The following is a 16449-nucleotide window of genomic DNA, read 5'->3' as shown; positions in this document are numbered from 1 at the left end:
CCTGGAGGCGTGGATCGGTCAGGAAGGACATTTGTGAGCAACACCGATCTTTTGAGCGACGTCGAAGGTGGCGCCGCCGAGTCGAACGGCGTCGTCGCTCCCAAGCGCACGGTCGGCGGATTGACCGGCAAGACCGTCGCCGAACTGCGCTCGATCGCTGGGGACCTTGGCATCGGCGAGACGACGGGCATGCGCAAGGGCGATCTGATCGCGGCCATCCGCGAGCGCCAGGGCAAGACCAAGCGCAAGACCCCCGCCGCGGCGAGCGAAACGCTTCCGCTCGAGGGGATCGACGCACCGCGCAAGGCCCCGAAGGCCGAAGCGCCCAAGACCGAGGCCCCGAAGCAGGAGGCCCCGAAGGCGGAAGCCGCTCCGGCCGAGGCTCCTCGTGCGGAGAAGGCCGAGAAGGTTTCGGAGAACGGCTCCGCGCCCGCCGCCGAGCGGCCCGCGCAGCAGGACAACGGGGCGTCGCAGGACGGCCAGCCGCAGCAGGAAGAGGGCGGCCGCAGCCGTCGTCGTCGCGGCTCCAACCGTGCCGCGGGTTCGCCCGAGCAGGGCGGCCAGCAGCGTGACCGCAACGAGCGCGGCGACCGGGGTGACCGGGGTGACCGCAACGAGCGGGGCGACCGCGGTGACCAGGGCGGCAACCGTCAGGGCAACCGCGACGGCCGTGGCCAGGACAACCGCCAGCGCAACCAGCAGGGCGGCGGCCAGGACAACAGCCAGCGCCAGGGCCAGGGCCCGCAGGGTGACGACGACGAGGAAGGCGGCCGTCGCGGCCGTCGCTTCCGCGACCGTCGCCGCCGGGGTTCCGGCGGTGGCCGCGAGCAGGGCGGTTCGCCCGACACCGAGATCCGCGAGGACGACGTCCTGCTGCCCGTCGCGGGCATCCTGGACGTGCTCGACAACTACGCGTTCGTGCGTACCTCGGGCTACCTCGCCGGGCCGAACGACGTGTACGTCTCGCTTTCGCTGGTCCGCAAGTACGGCCTGCGCCGCGGTGACGCCATCACCGGTGTCGTGCGCCAGCCGCGTGACGGCGAGCAGCAGCGGCAGAAGTTCAACCCGCTGGTGCGCGTCGACTCGATCAACGGCCTGGAGCCGGACGAGTCCAAGCGTCGTCCGGAGTTCACCAAGCTGACCCCGCTGTACCCGAACGAGCGGCTGCGCCTCGAGACCGAGCCGCACAAGCTCACGACCCGCGTCATCGACCTGGTGATGCCGGTCGGCAAGGGGCAGCGTGCCCTGATCGTGTCGCCGCCGAAGGCGGGCAAGACGACGATCATGCAGGACATCGCGAACGCGATCTCGACGAACAACCCCGAGTGCCACCTGATGGTCGTGCTCGTGGACGAACGTCCCGAAGAGGTCACCGACATGCAGCGGTCGGTGAAGGGTGAGGTCATCGCCTCGACCTTCGACCGCCCGCCGTCCGACCACACCTCGGTCGCGGAGCTGGCCATCGAGCGGGCGAAGCGCTTGGTCGAGATGGGCCACGACGTCGTCGTGCTGCTCGACTCGATCACCCGCCTCGGCCGTGCGTACAACCTGGCGGCCCCGGCGTCCGGCCGGATCCTCTCCGGTGGTGTCGACTCGACGGCGCTGTTCCCGCCGAAGCGGTTCCTCGGCGCGGCGCGCAACATCGAGAACGGCGGCTCGCTGACGATCTTCGCCACGACGATGGTCGAGACCGGTTCCACCGGTGACACGGTCATCTTCGAAGAGTTCAAGGGCACCGCGAACGCGGACCTCAAGCTCGACCGGAAGATCGCCGAGCGGCGCGTGTTCCCCGCGGTGGACATCAACCCGTCCGGTACCCGCAAGGAAGACCTGCTGCTCTCGCCGGACGAGCTCGCGGTCACCCACAAGCTGCACCGGGTGCTGCACGCGCTGGACTCGCAGCAGGCCATCGACCTGCTGATCTCGCGTCTGCGCAAGACGAAGACCAACATCGAGTTCCTCATGCAGGTCTCGAAGACGGCCCTCGGCTCGAACGACGACGACTGATTTTCGGCCTAGTACATGAAGGCCCCCTTCCTTGCGCCAGGCGCAAGGAAGGGGGCCTTCATGTACTTCCGGCGAAGTCGTTTCGCCCTGTTCGGAGGCGCTGGCGTGAGTTGCCCGGTTCGTTCGGTGTCCCCAATGTGGCATTGGAGACACTCAGCGTCTCCAATGCCACATTGGGGACACCAGGATCGGGGCACTGGACTATCCGCGCTGGGGTGTAGGTGGTGCGGCTGATCGCGCCGCGCGCGACCGAACGCTGGCTGGCCCTCGTGAGTGGTGATCGGGGTGAGATGGGCGATCACGCGTGATCAGGCGACGATCATTCGTGATCAGAGACGGATCTCGCGTGATCAGACGGCGTTCACCGTGTTCGCCGTCTGATCACGCGAGTTACGTCTTTGCTCACCTTCCGCTCGGGCACGACGCCGCACCCCCTGTAGCGCGTGAAGGCCCCCTTTCCTCGGCTCAGCCGAGGAAAGGGGGCCTTCACGCGCTGTCGGGGCGCCTTAGCTCACGAGAGCGGGAGGAGATCAGCGGTGCGGAACGGCCGCGGGGGTCCAGCCGCGGTAGTTGTTGAAGTAGTGCACGCTCGAAGCGTGGCCGATCTTGCCGCCGATGCTGGAGGCGTAGATCCCGCCGGAGCCGTCGGCGATGCCGACGTGGCCCCACTGGCTGATGTTCCAGTAGACGAACGAGCCCTTCGGCGGCGTCCCGGTCGTGTGCTTCGGGCTCGCGCCGTTCCAGTGCGCGTTGGCCGAGGCCCAGACACCGGTCGTCCCGTACGCGTTCTCGACGGCCTTCTCGCAAAGGCCCTGGTACGCGGTCGAGCCGGCGTGGTTCTTGAACCACTGGACGGCGCCGGCGGGCGTGCCGTCACCGGCGCCCTGGATGGCCAGGTCGCCCTCGGGCTCGGTGGTGAACGTTCCCGCGGCCGGGTTGATGTCGGCGGCGGTGATGGTGGCGCCCGCTTCGGGGGCGGCCGGAGCGGCCCCGGCGACCGGAGCCACGGCGAGGGCCGCGATGGCCAGCGCGGCGACGGACGCCGGCTTCGCCACCTTGGCGAGGATGGTGCGCATGATCAGTACCTCCTGTTGAGGAATTACCAACAGTGAGGACGATCCCGTGATCAAGTACAAATTTCGTACAACTCAACGTCGATAGTTGATAACTCAACGTGTTGGAATATGCCGGAGGTGGGGTGCGTTGACGCCACTGCCAGCACATCTGGCAAAATCACCCGCTGAAGTCCGGCACCGGTTCACCCCGCTCGGGGACCCGGGGCCAACGAGAGAGGACACCATGAAAAGCGGTATTCACCCCGAGTACGTCGTCACGCACGTGAACTGTGACTGTGGCAACGAATTCACCACGCGCAGCACCAAGACCTCCGGCAACCTCCACGTCGAGATCTGCTCGAACTGCCACCCGTTCTACACCGGCAAGCAGAAGCTCATGGACACCGGCGGCCGCGTCGCGCGCTTCGAGGCTCGCTACGGCAAGCGCAAGAAGGCCGAAGACGCCAAGTAGCTTGAACGACGGCGCCTACCCGCATGTCCGGGTGGGCGCCGTTTTTCATGGTTCTATCAGGGTCCGTTGAGAGGTGGAGTGGTGGATTCGAGTTCGCTGAAGGGTCTGCTCGAAGAGCACGCCCAGCTGGAAGAGCAGCTGGCCGACCCGTCCGTGCACGCCGACCAGGCGCGCGCCCGCAAGCTCGGCCGCCGGTACGCGGAGCTGAGCCCGGTCGTCAAGACGGTCCGTGAGCTCGACACCGCCCGCGACGACCTCGAGACGGCGAAGGAACTGGCCGCGGAAGACGCCGCCTTCGCGGCCGAGGCCGAGGAGATCTCCGCCAAGATCCCCGTGCTCGAGGCCAAGCTCACCGAACTGCTCCTGCCGCGCGACCCGTACGACGGCTCCGACGTGGTCATGGAGATCAAATCGGGTGAAGGCGGCGAGGAGTCGGCGCTGTTCGCCGGCGACCTGCTGCGCATGTACCTGCGCTACGCCGAGCGTCACGGCTGGAAGGCGGAGGTCCTCGACTCGGTCGACTCGGATCTCGGCGGCTTCAAGGACGTCACCGTGTCCATCAAGAGCCGTTCGGCCGAGGCCGACGGCGTCTGGGCGCGGCTGAAGTTCGAGGGCGGGGTGCACCGCGTGCAGCGCGTGCCCGCCACCGAATCGCAGGGCCGCATCCACACCTCCGCCTCGGGCGTGCTCATCTACCCCGAACCCGAGGACGTCGAGGTCGAGATCGACCCCAACGACCTGCGGATCGACGTCTACCGCTCGTCCGGCCCCGGCGGCCAGAGCGTGAACACGACCGACTCGGCCGTGCGGATCACGCATATCCCCACCGGCGTTGTCGTCTCGTGCCAGAACGAGAAGTCGCAGATCCAGAACCGCGCCCGCGCCCTGCAGGTGCTCCAGGCTCGCCTCCAGGCGATCGCCGAGGAGGAGGCCGCCGCGAAGGCGTCGGACGCGCGCCGTTCGCAGGTCCGTACCGTCGACCGCTCCGAGCGGGTCCGCACGTACAACTTCGCCGAGAACCGCATCGCCGACCACCGGGTGAACTACAAGGCGTACAACCTGGACCAGGTCCTCGACGGCGACCTCGACGGCGTGCTGGACGCGCTCATCACCGCGGACCGCGAGGAGCGGCTCGCCGCCCACGCGGGCTGATCCGCGCCGTCCTAAGGAATCTCGAAGTTCTTGGAAACCGACAGCAAATAGTCGCCTGGCCGTACTCCCAGGTCCTTTTCGTCGAATCTGCTGAACATCGCCGTCACCGCTGTGCCGGCGACACGAATCACGGACTGGCGATCGATGAGGTACGGCTCTTCGATCGAGTACCCGATATGGGCATCGTCGAGGGCGGCCCGGAACTCGTGTTTGGTCACGGTCGACTCGTGCGGCCCGCCCTTGGGTGTCAAAGGTGACGGCACGGAAAAGGTGTGCCCTGGCCATGTTTCGAGTTTGATGGACGAAACCCGGTCGCGGGTGACGTCCAAATACAGGCTGTCCCAACGGTAGGGATATCCATCGGCTTTGCCGCCGAGCAGACGGATCGCCGGATGGGGATGACCCGGACCCAGCACGGCGGAGGCCGCTGCCAACGTCATACCGCCGTGGATCGGCCCGACGCGGCCGGTGCCGGCGAACTCGATCAGCAGGTCCATCATGCCGCGATATTAGCCAGCCGGGGCGGGTATCAGCCCGGCTCGGTGTAGAACGGATCGTCCTCCAGCGCGGTGTGGATCGCCCGGACGGACATGCTCACGTGCGAAAGCCTGTCGGTCACCTCGTGCGTCACCCGGCTGAGCGCCTCTTCGCCGCTTTCCCCGGCGAGAGCGGGAAAAGCCGACAGCAGCACCGCTTCACAAGGGCCCGCGTCCGTGCTGATCCGGACCAGCGACGCCGAAAGGTCGGTCGCGGGGCGGCCGCACAGGTCCACGGCCAGCCGAAGGTCGCCGGTGGGGACGTAGAGATGCACCCGTGAAATGACATCGGTTTCCGCGCGCGGGGTGAAATCGTGCCTGGTGACGTACGCGGGTTCGCGGGGATCGGTGCCGCCGACGGACGCCATCAGCGAATAGAGTGTGAATCCGTCGGCCGGGGTGTCGTAGGCGTCGTAGCTTCCGTATTGGCCGGTCTCCGGCGTGCCGTGGATTTCGAATAATTCCGCATTCAGACCGAAGTGAAAAAGTGCGGGTACCGCGGCCCGATGCAGTGTTTCGACGGGATCTTCGCCGTCGGCCGGAGGCGTGCGATAGCCGACGGAGACCAGGTATCCCGTCCAGCCGCCTTCCGGGTCCGCCCGGCAGATCTCCAGCTCGGTGGCCTCGAACTCGCCGATGAGACGTTCGCCCAGCGCGGCGGCCGCGGCGAAATCCTCGGTTTCGATATTCGCCGATATCCGCGTGACGACCGTCGTTTCCCGGAGATCCATGACTGTTTCTTGAGCCCTTCGGCGCGTACAGGTTCGTTCAGCCTACGGGTGGCGGGGAGCGGCGTCCGATCGGGCCTGTCGTCGATTCCCCGCTTCCGCTACGGTCCCTGGTCGATAAGGGGAACCCGTCCCGGGAGAACACGAATGGAAAGATCGTTTCCGGCGACCCGGAAACGTGTTCCGCGAGCTCTCGTTCTCGTCGCCGGAACGGGACTGCTGAGCGCGGCCGTCGTCGCGAGGATCGGCCGGTTCGGGTTCAACCCGACCGACCAGGGCTTCGTGCTCGCCCAGGTGTGGCGCGTCCTGCACGGCGAGATCCCGCAGGTCGATTTCCTCGGGCCGAGGCCGTTCGGTTCGGCCTATCTGCATCTGATCGATCATCTCGTCCCCGCGCCGCTGATGATCGGCTCGGGTTTCGTGATGATGGTGCAGCTGACCGTCGCCACGGTCGCCCTCGCCGCGTTCCTGACCGGGACCTCGCCGCTGGACTGGGGCCCGACGCGGCTCGGGCTGGTCTTCACCGCCGTTCTGGTCGGCCTGAACACGTATCCGGTGATGGCCTGGCACACCGTCGACGGTGTCTTCCTGGTCGCGGTCGGCTGGTGGCTGCTCGACGGCGGGCTGCGTTCGGGCTCGCGATGGCGGCGTCTGTCCGGCCTGTTCTGCCTCGGGTTCGCGGTGATCGTCAAGCAGAGTTTCCTGTTCGCGGTCCCGATCGGGGTGCTGATCCTGCTGTTCCACCCCGCCGCGCCGCCGAGAAAGGTGCCGCGTCTGCTGGGTGACCTTCTGATGCTCGGCGCGGCGCCGTTGCTGTACTTCGGCATGGTCACCGCCGCCGGAGGCCTGCGGTCGGCGACCGCGCAGCTCTCCAGCGGCACTCAGACCTGGGGTGAAGGCCTTTTCCGGTTCTGGACGGCGGAATTCGCGGGCCGGGCGGACCCGCGGACGTATTTCGTCCCGGTGCTGCTCGGGATATGCGTGCTGGCCGTGGCGTGGTCGGCCCGCGACCAGTTCGGCGAGCCGGGCCGATGGCTCCGGGGCGCGACGGGCTTGTGCGTCGTGGCGGTCGTGGTCTTCGTCGTGGCCGACGGCGGATTCGAGCACGCGGGCGGCTGGCCGGTCACCCTGCTGTGGCTCTTCCTGGCCGCCGCCGTGCTCGACACCGTCGTCCGAAGACGGTTGCCCTGGCGGTACCTGGCGATCGCCGCGCTCGGCTGGATGGCCAGCCTGTCCTGGGGCTACCCGCTTCCCGGCCTGCTGGCCGGGATCTTCGCGCTGGGAGTGCTGGAAGCGGTGCCGCCGCCGCGCCCGTCCGAGTCCGCGGGCGGGGTTTTCGCCGCGGCCGCGTTCGTGCTCGCCGGGCTGCTGCTGATGTCCGCGCACGACAAGGCGCCGTACGCGGACCGGCCGCAGGGCGAACTGACGAAGGATCTGGGGGACATCGCCCCGGCGCTGCGCGGCGTCCGCACGAATCCCAGCGTCTACACCTACGTCGCCCAGATCCGGGGCTGCCTCGACCGTTATCCGGCGTCGAAGGTCGCGGTCCTGCCGGACAATCCGTTCGTCGCCCCGGTTTTCGGGGTCCGCAACCCGTTCCCGCTGGACTGGCCGTTGCCGATGGAACTGACCGGCGACAGTCCGGAAAGGATGGTCGCTGCGGCGGAAAACCTTGACCCCGAGGGGGATTACCTCGTGCTCTTCCAGACGGTGAAAGCCGTTTCGCTGACCGCGGGCGCCCCCGTCCCTGAAGCCGTCGGCCCGGACACGCCGACGATCGCTTACACCGGCGTGGAAAAGCGGATCCAGGACGAGCTCACGGGCGCGAGGGTCGCGTGCGGCAGCTTCGCCGGATTCTGGGAACCGGCGCGTTGATGCCTCAGGCGGAGAGGGAGGCCGTCTCCGGTTCGCGTTCCTCGGCCACCGGCGGTTCTTCCTTGCGCTTCGGCAGGAACGAGAGTGCGGCGAAGGCGGCGGCGAGCAGGGTCGGGTAGATCGTCAGCTGCTGGTGCTTGACGTTCTCGATGCCTTCCGCGAGGCCGGACACCAGGATCTGGCCCATCGCGAAGAGCAGGAACATGAGCACCACGATGCCGACGTCGCGGCGTCCGGTGCGGTTCCGGAAGGCGCGGAGGCCCGCCCACCCGATGAGCAGCCAGATCGGCAGCAGGGCGAACAACCCCAGCGGCGCGAGCCAGCCGGTGATCCCGGACAGGACCGGGACCCGGTACTCCTTGGCGAGCGGCGGCTGCCCGGCGTGCTCACCGAAGCTGCCGAGGTTCGGCACCCGCGCGGTCAAGGTCTCCTGCGCGGACCGGTGCAGCATCTCGACCACGCGCACCGGGTGGTCGAGGTAGTACTGGGCGACGTTGCGGCGGCTGATCTTGTCGCGGTACTTCGCGTACTCGGGGTCGCGCCAGGCCGCGTTCGCGCTCCACCAGCCGGTGCCGACGTACTTCGCGAACTCGGGCGGGAGGCCCAGCGCGGCGAGGTCGCCGGTGGTGTCGTGCTTCCCGTCGACGATCCCGTTGAACACGACGTGGTACATGTTGGCCTCGCGGTACTCCGCGTTGGCCGAGTCGCCCGCCCCCTGCACCAGCGCGGTACCGGTGCCGACGACGGCGAGCACGGCCAGCGGTAGCGCCCACCGGGCCAGGCCGCGGCTGCCTTCCGGCCGGACGAACAGCAGCGCGAGCGCGAACAGCGGGATCAGCAGCAGCGTCTGCGACTTCGCGTTGATCCCGATCATCGCGCCGAGCACGGTGACCGCGGCGCCGGTGTAGCGCCACGGCCCGGTGCGGTGCATGAGCAGGAGCCCGCCGGCGAGCAGCAGCATCCCGACGAAGGCGGCGCCCTCGCTCAGCACGGAGGCGAAGTACCCGAAGAAGGCCGAGTCCGCCGCGACCAGCAGCAGCGCGGCCGTGGCGATGACGCTGTTCCGGACCGAAAGGCGCAGGCCGACGACGATCGCGGCGATCCCGCCGGCGACCAGCAGACAGCCCAGCACACCCAGTACCAGCAGGTTCAGGATCGCGGACGAGCCGAGCAACTGCCCGATCTCGCTGGCGATCTTGTCGATCCAGCTCTGGCTGGAGATGTACTCGCTGTTGCAGGCCGGGGCGGGGCCGTAGGAGAAGCGGACGAAGTATTCCGAAGGCCGGTCGAGCTCGCGGGCGCCGAGCCGGCACAGAATGCGCCAGCCGTCGCCGTTGTCCGCCATGCCGATCGGACGCGGCACCAGGAAACGGACGAGGAGCACCCCGAGCGCGGCGAAAAACACGCCCAGGGTCAGTCGGATTTCCCGGATCTTCACCCGCGTCACCTTAGAAGATTCCGCAGGGTGATCAGTTCGTACCCTCTCTAACACTTGCGGAGAGGAACTTCTGGATCACGCCGAGCCATTCGTCGCGGGCCTCGACGCCGATACCGTGCCCGGACTCGATCTCGACCAGTTCGGCGCCGGGGATCCCGGCCGCGAGTTCGCGGGAGTGGGCGGGCGGGGCGAGTCCGTCGAGCGTCGTGGCGATGACGAGGGTGGGGACCGAGATCCCGGCCAGCTCGGCCCGGGTGTCGACGCTCGCGACGAGGCCGACGTGTTCGGGGCTGCCCTCCGGGATGAATCCGGCGAGGCCTTCGATGGCGGCTTCGAGATCCGAAGGTGACAGCGCGTTCAGGTGCTTTTCGCCGGTGGCGGCGAAGGTGAGGAACTTCGCCAGCAGCTTCCGGTCGCCGCCCAGCAGTTCGCGCCAGATGTCGACGGCCAGCAGGAGCCGGTTGTCCGGTTTCGTGAACCCGGCGGTCAGGATGAGCCCGGTGACCCGATCGGGGTGCCGGGTGGCCGCGCGGACGGCGACTCCGGTGCCGAGCGAGTAGCCGAGGATCGCGAAGCGTTCGAGGCCGGCATCGACGGCGATGGAGACCAGCTCGTCCGCGACGGTGTCGAGGTCCAGCGGCTCGCTGCTGCGCGGCGTGGCCCCGGAGCCGGGGTAGTCGGGGCCGACGACGGTGTGGGTGCGGGCGAGGTCGTCGAGGATGCTCCCGAAGTTGCCCTCGACGCTGCCGCCACCACCGTGGGCGAGCAGCAGGCCGGGACCGGAACCGCGGACGACGTGCGCGAAATGATTCGTCATGCCGGCGACGTTAGGTACTGACATCGATGTGAAGGTCAAACTCGGATGACGGGGGTCACATGCTGATCGGCGAGCTGTCCCGGCGGACCGGCGTGAGCCAGCGGCTGCTGCGCTACTACGAGGAGCAGGGTCTGCTGGTGTCGCGGCGCGATTCCAACTGCTACCGCACCTTCGACGAAGACGCGGTCACCACGGTGCGGCAGATCCGCGCGCTTCTCGCGGCCGGGCTGAGCACGCACGTCATCGCGAAAATGCTGCCGTGCGCGAACGGTGAACTGCCGGAACTGGACATGTGCCCGACCGTGGTGGCGGAGATCCGGCGCGAACTGGCCGAAATGGACGACCGCATCGACACGCTCAGGCAGCGGCGCGGGACACTGGCCGGATATCTCACCGTCGACGCCTAGGAGAACTGTGGAAGCCCTGGCCAGATTCGGCTTCGAACTGGGTGTGCTCAAGCGGATCCGGCGGGCCGGATGGTGGCAGGCGGGCGTCCGCGATCCCGAATCGGTGGCCGAGCACACCACGCGGGTCGCGCAGCTGGCCGGCCTCCTCGCGGCCGAGGGCGGCGCGGACCCGGCGAGGGCGGCGTATCTCGCGCTGTGGCACGACACGCAGGAGACGCGCACGGGCGATCTCCCGCACACGATCAAGGGTTTCGTCGAGAAGCCGGATCCGCGGGCGATCACCGCCGCGCAGACGTCGGCCCTGCCCAGCGTGGCGCGTGACTCGGTGCGTGACGCCGTCGACGAGTACGAGTCCGCCGAAAGCCCCGAAGCGCTCTACGCGCGCGACGCGGACAAGCTCGAAATGCTGCTTCAGGCCGTCGAGTACCGCGACATCGGTGTACGGAACGTGGACGAATGGATCGCTTCGGCGACGAAGAGCCTTCAGACCGACCTCGCGCGGCGGGTGGCCGAAGCGGCCCTGACGTTGTCCTCGCTCTCGTGGCGGGTGCGCTGAAAGGAATCGATACCCTGAGCCCGCGTGTATCGACCCCGGCACGCGTGCCTCGTGTGTCAGGCTTGACTCTGTGAAGGAACACCAGTGAACCGGCAGCCGTTGCGCCTCGCCATCATGGAAGCGACCCGCATCCTCACCGAGGCCGGAGTGGCGTCACCGCGTTCGGACGCGGAACTGATCGCCTCCCACGTCCTCGGTGTCGAACGCGGCCGCCTGCCGATGGTGCCGCTGGTGGACCCGCCCGTCATCGACGCGATCGGCCAGCTCGTGAACCAGCGGGCCAAACGGATCCCGCTGCAGTACCTCACCGGCTGGGCCGCGCTCGGCGACATCACGGTCAACGTCGGCGCCGGGGTGTTCGTCCCGCGCCCGGAGACCGAACTGCTCCTGGAATGGGGCCTCAAACTGCTGCACGGGCGCGAGTACCCGGTGGTGGTCGACCTGTGCACCGGCTCCGGCGCGCTGGCGCTGGCCGTGCAGCACGCGCGGCCGGACGCGGTCGTCTACGCCGTCGACATCGACGCGCAGGCCCTCGCGTGGGCCCGGCACAACGCCGACGTCCACGCCGACGCGGGGGACACGCCCATCCGGCTGTACTCCGGCGACGTGGCGGACAGCACGATGTTCGCCGAACTCGACGGGCTCGTCGACCTGGTCCTGTGCAACCCGCCGTACGTCCCGGAAGGCACGCCGGTGCCGGCGGAGGTCGCCGAGCACGACCCGCCGCGGGCGGTGTTCGCGGAGGAGAGCGGGCTGGCGGTGATCCGGCACGCGATCGCGGCCGCCGCGCGCCTGCTGCGGCCCACCGGCGGGATGGCGATCGAGCACGACGACACGCACGGTTCCGCCGTCCCGGCGCTCGTGCGGGCGCGGCGGGTGCTCACGGACGTGCAAGGTCACCTCGACCTCGCCGGACGCCCGCGTTTCGTCACCGCCCTGCGCGTCTCCTGACCCCCGCGTTTCGTCCTCTGGATGCGGTAGTTCGTGGTGCGAACCACCGCATCCAGAGGACGAAACGCGGGATGGAGCAGGGCGTTGGGCCGGATAGTTAGCGAGACTCACGACTTCCGGCGGTGCCGAGGGCAAAGCCCACCTCCTAACGTCGATCACGGCCGCCTCATCGGCGGTCCGACTGGGAGGTGTACCCCGAATGCGATCGTCTCTCCGACGAGCCCCACTCAGAACACTCGCCGTCCTCGCCACCGTCGCGCTACTGCCGGGTCTGGTCGCCCAGCCCGCGTCCGCCGCGGCGCCGGTCCGAGGCTGGCCCGCCGCGATCGACGGGTCGACCTGGGAGAACCAGGACCACATGACGTGGGACGACTACCGCAAACCGCCCGGCACCAACTGGGCCGACCCGGCGCTGAAGCCCACCAAGCGGATGTTCAAGGGTGCCGTGGTGCTCGCGGACTACCCGGATCAGGAATTCGCCGTCACGCAGCCCCCGCGTTCGACGGTGTTCGGCAACCCCGGCCCCGCCGCGAGCAACATCCCCCGCGCGGAGGTCGCGAAGTTCTACCAGGACTTCCTCAACAAGCCGCAGGCGCTCAACCAAGGCCACACGATCAACGAGTACTGGATGGAGGACTCCGGCGGCAGGCTGGGCGTCGAACTGACCGCGTTCGGCCCGTACCGCCTGCCCGGCAAGTCCTTCGAATACGGCATGGAGTTCCAGCCCGACGCGTGTCCGCCGGGCGCGAACTGCAAACGTGACCTGCGCGCCGACGCGGGAGCCGCCTGGCGGGCCGACGTGGGCGACGTGTCCAAGCAGTTCGACTTCGTCTTCTATCTTTCCGCCGGTCAGGACGAGAGTTCGACCTGGCAGGAATTCGGCGTGATGAAGTTCGGCGAAAAGGAGAACGTCCCCGACGCGTTCGGCCCCGGCGTCGCCGGGATGCCGAACGCCGCGTCCACCCGCTACGTCCCGTGGACGTCGTGGAAATCCGCGGCGAGCATCTGGCCGAACGCGGTCACCGGCTCCTCGACCCAGGCGGAAAGCTCGGGCCAGGGCGTCTACGCGCACGAGTTCAGCCACATCCTCGGCATCGGAGACAATTACAACAATCCCTTCGGAAACCCGCCGTCCCGTACCTACACCGGGCCGTGGGAAATGATGTCGCGCGGCAGTTTCAACGGCCCCGGCGGACCGCACACCCGCTGGCAGATCCCGGCGACGCAGGGCGGCTCGATGGGCTCGCACCACATGCTGCGCACCAAGATGAAGCTCGACATCATCGACCCCGAAGACGTCCTGAAGCTCGACCGGAACTCCCTCGCCAAGACCGGCCCGGTTTCGGCAAGGATCACGGCGCGTTCGGTCCTGCCGGGACAGGGCGCCTACAGCGGTATCAACATCGCGCTCACCGGCGGTGACCTTTCGCCGAAATGCGACCGCTCGAAGGATCCGTTCTGCGACGGCGGCGGCTACAACAATTACACCGTCGAGGTCGTCGACCGGATGGGCAGCGATTCCTTCGCCCCCGATTCCGGTGTCCTCATCGCGAAGACGAAGAACCAGGACAACGCGCCGTTCGAATGGATCGTGGACGCGAACCCGGCCGACATCGGCATGACCGACTACAAGAAGCCGGACGGCACCCCGGTGCCGATCCCGATCGGCGACTACCGCCAGCTCAACGACGCCGCGTTCAAGGCGGGCACCGGCTCCGCGAGCAAGTACGAGTACACCGACGAGGCGAACAGGCTGAAGTTCCTCGTCTCCGACGTCGAGCGCGACCGCAAGGGCGTGCTGTCCTACGTCATCACGGTGGCTTCGCTCGACGGCTCCGGCTCGCAGGCAAGGGGCGTTTCGCTGTGGCCGTCGGCACCGGCGTTCGCCAAGCAGGGGCTCGCGAGCTGCTCGTTCCCGGTGATCAACACGGGCAACGCGAAGGGCTCGGCGGCGCCGTTCAACACCGACACCTACCGCCTGAGCGCGTCCACCAGCGCGAAGGGCTGGGAGGTGCGGCTGCCGAACGAGCTGTCCACCGTCCCGTTCGGCGGGCGCTCTTCGGCGACCGCGCACGCCAAGCGGGCCGCGGGCGGTGACCACGTCGCGCACATCAAGCTGACGGCGACGTCGATCGCGGACCCGGCGAAGACGGCGACGTCGGTCTGTACCGCTTTCGCCTTCTGACGGTCGCTCCGCATGCCATGAAAGGTCCTTTCCTTGCAAAGTTTGCAAGGAAAGGACCTTTCATGGCGCGGGCGTGGCTCATTGGTGACGATTCGGGTTCTGGCGGCGAGTGGGGAGGATTGGGGACGTCCAGCGTCCGAAATCCTCCCCACTCGGTTGCGTACCGAGTCGTAGCAGCCAAACCTCGCACGGTCAGGTGACCCGTCACATTCGTCCTGCTCAAGTCTGACTGGGCAGATAACCGGTCCGCTCCACCCCGGATCGCCACCCCGGCCGACGCGGCGGCCGAGACGGGCACCTTGGCGAGACCCGCGACACCGCAGCGCTACGCTCACTGGCCATGAGCGCGGTGTACGACTGCAGCAAGCACGAATCCCGGGCCGACGGGCTCGCCGCGGCGGCGAGCGCGGTGCGCTCCAGCCGCCTCGTCGTCCTCCCGACCGACACGGTCTACGGAATCGGCGCGGACGCCTTCGACGGCGGCGCCGTCCAGTCCCTCCTGCGGGCCAAGCAGCGCGGCCCGGACATGCCGGTCGGTGTCCTGGTCGGCTCCTGGTCCACTGTGGACGGACTCGTGCTCGGCACGCCCCCGCAGGCCCGCGCGCTCATCGAGGCGTTCTGGCCCGGCGACCTGTCCATCGTCCTGCCGCACGCCCCGAGCCTGCAGTGGGATCTGGGCCAGTCACGCGGAACGGTGATGCTGCGGATGCCGCTTCACCCGGTCGCGTTGGAACTGCTGCGCGACGTCGGCCCGATGGCGGTCTCGAGTGCCAACGTCTCCGGTCGCCCGCCCGCCTCCACCGCGCAGGAGGCCGTCGACCAACTCGGCGACAGTGTCGCGGTGTACCTCGACGGCGGATCCACCGGAGAGCCCGTTCCGTCCACGATGGTCGATCTCACCGGCGACGACCCGGTCATCCTGCGGGAGGGCGCGGTCAGCCGTGCCGCCGTCGCGGAAGTACTGGGTGTGCCCGCGGAGTCACTGGCCTAGGACCGTCGGCCGCCGTATCCCCCGCACGCGGTAGCGTGTTCGAGTGACTTGGACCTCGGCGGCGTAACGCACCATGCCTCCTACGCAAGGCCTCCCGATCCGGGAGTACATCCTCGTCGCCCTCACCGCGGCGGCCGTGACCTTCCTGCTCACCGGTGTCGTGCGCCGGGTCGCCATCCGGATCGGCGCGATCGCCAACCCGCGGGCCCGCGACGTCCACGTCACCCCGATCCCGCGGATGGGCGGTATCGGCATCTTCCTCGGTGTCGCCGCCGCGATGGGGCTGGCGCATCAGCTGCCCGCGCTGAGCCGCGGCTTCGACTTCTCCTTCGACTCGCTGGGCGTCCTGCTCGCCGCGGGCGTGATCTCCCTGATCGGCGCGCTCGACGACCGGTTCGAACTGGACGCCTGGACGAAACTGGCCGGCCAGGTCATGTGCGCCGGGATCCTGGTGATCTTCGGGGTGCAGTGGGTGTCGTTCTGGGTGCCGTGGGGCGGCGGTGGCGAGTCCTTCGGCCAGGTGTTGGTGCTGGACAAGAACCAGGGCGCGTTGCTGACCGTCGTGCTGGTGGTCGTCATGGTCAACGCGATGAACTTCGTCGACGGTCTCGACGGGCTCGCCGGCGGCCTCGGCTTCATCGCCGCCGCGGCGACTTGTTCCTTCTCTCTCGGCCTGCTCGACTCCTCGGGCGGCGACGTCGGCGCGTACCCGCCCGCGCTCATCGCCGCCACGCTCGCGGGGGCCTGTCTCGGCTTCCTGCCGTACAACTTCCAGCCCGCGAAGATCTTCATGGGCGATTCGGGCTCGATGATGATCGGGCTGATGCTGGCCGGCGCGACGACGTCCGCGTCGGGCCGCGTGCCGTATCCGCAGTTCAGCGGCAAGGACGCGCTCGCGCTGCTCTCGCCGCTCGTCGTGGTCGCCGCGGTGCTGTTCGTGCCGCTGCTCGACCTGATCATGGCGGTGATCCGCCGCACCCGCCGCGGCGAGAGCCCGTTCGCGGCGGACAAGATGCACCTGCACCACCGCCTGCTGGAGATCGGCCACTCCCAGCGCCGCGCGGTGCTGCTCATCTACTTGTGGGCGGGTCTGCTCGCGTTCGGCGCCGTTTCGGTGACGCTCTTCGACAGTGTCGCGGTTTTCTGGATTGTCGGATTCGGTTTCCTGCTGGCGACCCTGGTGTCGATCGTGCCCAGGCTCCGGTCCCGGAACCGGACCGCCTGAACCGCGCGCATCGGCACGGGCCTACACTGGCGGGCTGAGACGACCAGGGAGTTT

15 protein-coding genes are annotated in these 16449 nt (G+C 68.5%); 10 read left to right on the top strand and 5 right to left on the bottom strand.

Going from position 1 to position 16449, the window contains the following annotated elements; genetic code table 11:
- The first annotated feature begins 33 nt into the window (after positions 1-33).
- Entirely contained in the window at positions 34-2007 is a 1974-nt protein-coding gene (gene rho, locus AMK34_RS35680; RefSeq protein ID WP_038508904.1) for a transcription termination factor Rho, read from the top strand.
- A gap of 530 nt (positions 2008-2537) precedes the next feature.
- Here the strand turns inward: rho and AMK34_RS35675 are convergent.
- Complete coding sequence (locus tag AMK34_RS35675) at positions 2538-3083, bottom strand: CHAP domain-containing protein (RefSeq protein ID WP_073848281.1); 546 nt, start codon at positions 3081-3083, stop codon at positions 2538-2540.
- 223 nt (positions 3084-3306) lie between these two features.
- Here AMK34_RS35675 and rpmE point away from each other — a divergent pair, with 223 nt between their 5' ends.
- Together rpmE and prfA are read left to right on the top strand one after the other, a co-directional pair.
- On the top strand, positions 3307-3534 hold the full coding sequence (rpmE, locus tag AMK34_RS35670; protein WP_007028345.1) for a 50S ribosomal protein L31: 228 nt from the start codon (positions 3307-3309) through the stop codon (positions 3532-3534).
- An 81-nt stretch (positions 3535-3615) separates the two neighbouring features.
- Complete coding sequence (prfA, locus tag AMK34_RS35665; RefSeq protein WP_037341383.1) at positions 3616-4686, top strand: peptide chain release factor 1; 1071 nt, start codon at positions 3616-3618, stop codon at positions 4684-4686.
- Between the two features lie 11 nt (positions 4687-4697).
- On the opposite strand, the gene AMK34_RS35660 is transcribed toward prfA, so the two are convergent.
- Complete coding sequence (locus AMK34_RS35660) at positions 4698-5186, bottom strand: hypothetical protein (protein ID WP_073848280.1); 489 nt, start codon at positions 5184-5186, stop codon at positions 4698-4700.
- A gap of 29 nt (positions 5187-5215) precedes the next feature.
- Positions 5216-5953, bottom strand: a complete 738-nt coding sequence (locus AMK34_RS35655; protein WP_073848279.1) for a hypothetical protein — start codon at positions 5951-5953, stop codon at positions 5216-5218.
- A 144-nt stretch (positions 5954-6097) separates the two neighbouring features.
- Here AMK34_RS35655 and AMK34_RS35650 point away from each other — a divergent pair, with 144 nt between their 5' ends.
- Positions 6098-7825: a hypothetical protein gene (locus tag AMK34_RS35650; RefSeq protein WP_073848278.1), complete on the top strand. Its 1728-nt coding sequence runs from the start codon at positions 6098-6100 to the stop codon at positions 7823-7825.
- A 4-nt stretch (positions 7826-7829) separates the two neighbouring features.
- Here the strand turns inward: AMK34_RS35650 and wsfD are convergent, their stop codons facing one another.
- Positions 7830-9263: a glycan biosynthesis hexose transferase WsfD gene (wsfD, locus tag AMK34_RS35645; RefSeq protein WP_038522471.1), complete on the bottom strand. Its 1434-nt coding sequence runs from the start codon at positions 9261-9263 to the stop codon at positions 7830-7832.
- A gap of 31 nt (positions 9264-9294) precedes the next feature.
- A complete protein-coding gene (locus tag AMK34_RS35640) occupies positions 9295-10080 on the bottom strand; it encodes an alpha/beta fold hydrolase (RefSeq protein WP_073848277.1) in 786 nt (261 codons plus the stop codon).
- Between the two features lie 59 nt (positions 10081-10139).
- On the opposite strand from AMK34_RS35640, the gene AMK34_RS35635 reads away from it, so the two are divergent.
- From AMK34_RS35635 to AMK34_RS35610, 6 genes are all read left to right on the top strand, one after another.
- Positions 10140-10487 carry a MerR family transcriptional regulator gene (locus tag AMK34_RS35635; RefSeq protein WP_073848276.1) on the top strand — a complete coding sequence of 116 codons (348 nt, stop codon included), beginning with the start codon at positions 10140-10142 and terminating at the stop codon, positions 10485-10487.
- Positions 10488-10494: 7 nt separating this feature from the next.
- Positions 10495-11043, top strand: a complete 549-nt coding sequence (locus tag AMK34_RS35630; protein ID WP_073848275.1) for an HD domain-containing protein — start codon at positions 10495-10497, stop codon at positions 11041-11043.
- A gap of 84 nt (positions 11044-11127) precedes the next feature.
- Positions 11128-11994 carry a peptide chain release factor N(5)-glutamine methyltransferase gene (gene prmC, locus AMK34_RS35625; protein WP_007028336.1) on the top strand — a complete coding sequence of 289 codons (867 nt, stop codon included), beginning with the start codon at positions 11128-11130 and terminating at the stop codon, positions 11992-11994.
- 199 nt (positions 11995-12193) lie between these two features.
- Complete coding sequence (locus AMK34_RS35620; protein ID WP_073848274.1) at positions 12194-14179, top strand: M6 family metalloprotease domain-containing protein; 1986 nt, start codon at positions 12194-12196, stop codon at positions 14177-14179.
- Between the two features lie 340 nt (positions 14180-14519).
- Positions 14520-15170 carry an L-threonylcarbamoyladenylate synthase gene (locus AMK34_RS35615; protein ID WP_038508918.1) on the top strand — a complete coding sequence of 217 codons (651 nt, stop codon included), beginning with the start codon at positions 14520-14522 and terminating at the stop codon, positions 15168-15170.
- Positions 15171-15243: 73 nt separating this feature from the next.
- On the top strand, positions 15244-16395 hold the full coding sequence (locus AMK34_RS35610) for a glycosyltransferase family 4 protein (protein WP_038508920.1): 1152 nt from the start codon (positions 15244-15246) through the stop codon (positions 16393-16395).
- Positions 16396-16449 lie beyond the last annotated feature (54 nt).

Origin of the sequence: Amycolatopsis sp. CB00013 (assembly GCF_001905755.1) — a bacterium.
GTDB lineage: Bacteria > Actinomycetota > Actinomycetes > Mycobacteriales > Pseudonocardiaceae > Amycolatopsis > Amycolatopsis japonica.
Note: the sequence above shows the minus strand (reverse complement) of the source record. Positions and strands in the feature narration are given on the sequence as shown.

Excerpts from the sequence above, each read along its gene's own strand:
- AMK34_RS35675 (WP_073848281.1), bottom strand. The coding sequence starts at position 3,083 with ATGCGCACCATCCTCGCCAAGGTGGCGAAGCCGGCGTCCGTCGCCGCG.
- rpmE (WP_007028345.1), top strand. The coding sequence starts at position 3,307 with ATGAAAAGCGGTATTCACCCCGAGTACGTCGTCACGCACGTGAACTGT.
- AMK34_RS35660 (WP_073848280.1), bottom strand. The coding sequence starts at position 5,186 with ATGATGGACCTGCTGATCGAGTTCGCCGGCACCGGCCGCGTCGGGCCG.
- AMK34_RS35655 (WP_073848279.1), bottom strand. The coding sequence starts at position 5,953 with ATGGATCTCCGGGAAACGACGGTCGTCACGCGGATATCGGCGAATATC.
- AMK34_RS35650 (WP_073848278.1), top strand. The coding sequence starts at position 6,098 with ATGGAAAGATCGTTTCCGGCGACCCGGAAACGTGTTCCGCGAGCTCTC.
- AMK34_RS35640 (WP_073848277.1), bottom strand. The coding sequence starts at position 10,080 with ATGACGAATCATTTCGCGCACGTCGTCCGCGGTTCCGGTCCCGGCCTG.
- AMK34_RS35635 (WP_073848276.1), top strand. The coding sequence starts at position 10,140 with ATGCTGATCGGCGAGCTGTCCCGGCGGACCGGCGTGAGCCAGCGGCTG.
- AMK34_RS35620 (WP_073848274.1), top strand. The coding sequence starts at position 12,194 with ATGCGATCGTCTCTCCGACGAGCCCCACTCAGAACACTCGCCGTCCTC.
- AMK34_RS35615 (WP_038508918.1), top strand. The coding sequence starts at position 14,520 with ATGAGCGCGGTGTACGACTGCAGCAAGCACGAATCCCGGGCCGACGGG.
- AMK34_RS35610 (WP_038508920.1), top strand. The coding sequence starts at position 15,244 with ATGCCTCCTACGCAAGGCCTCCCGATCCGGGAGTACATCCTCGTCGCC.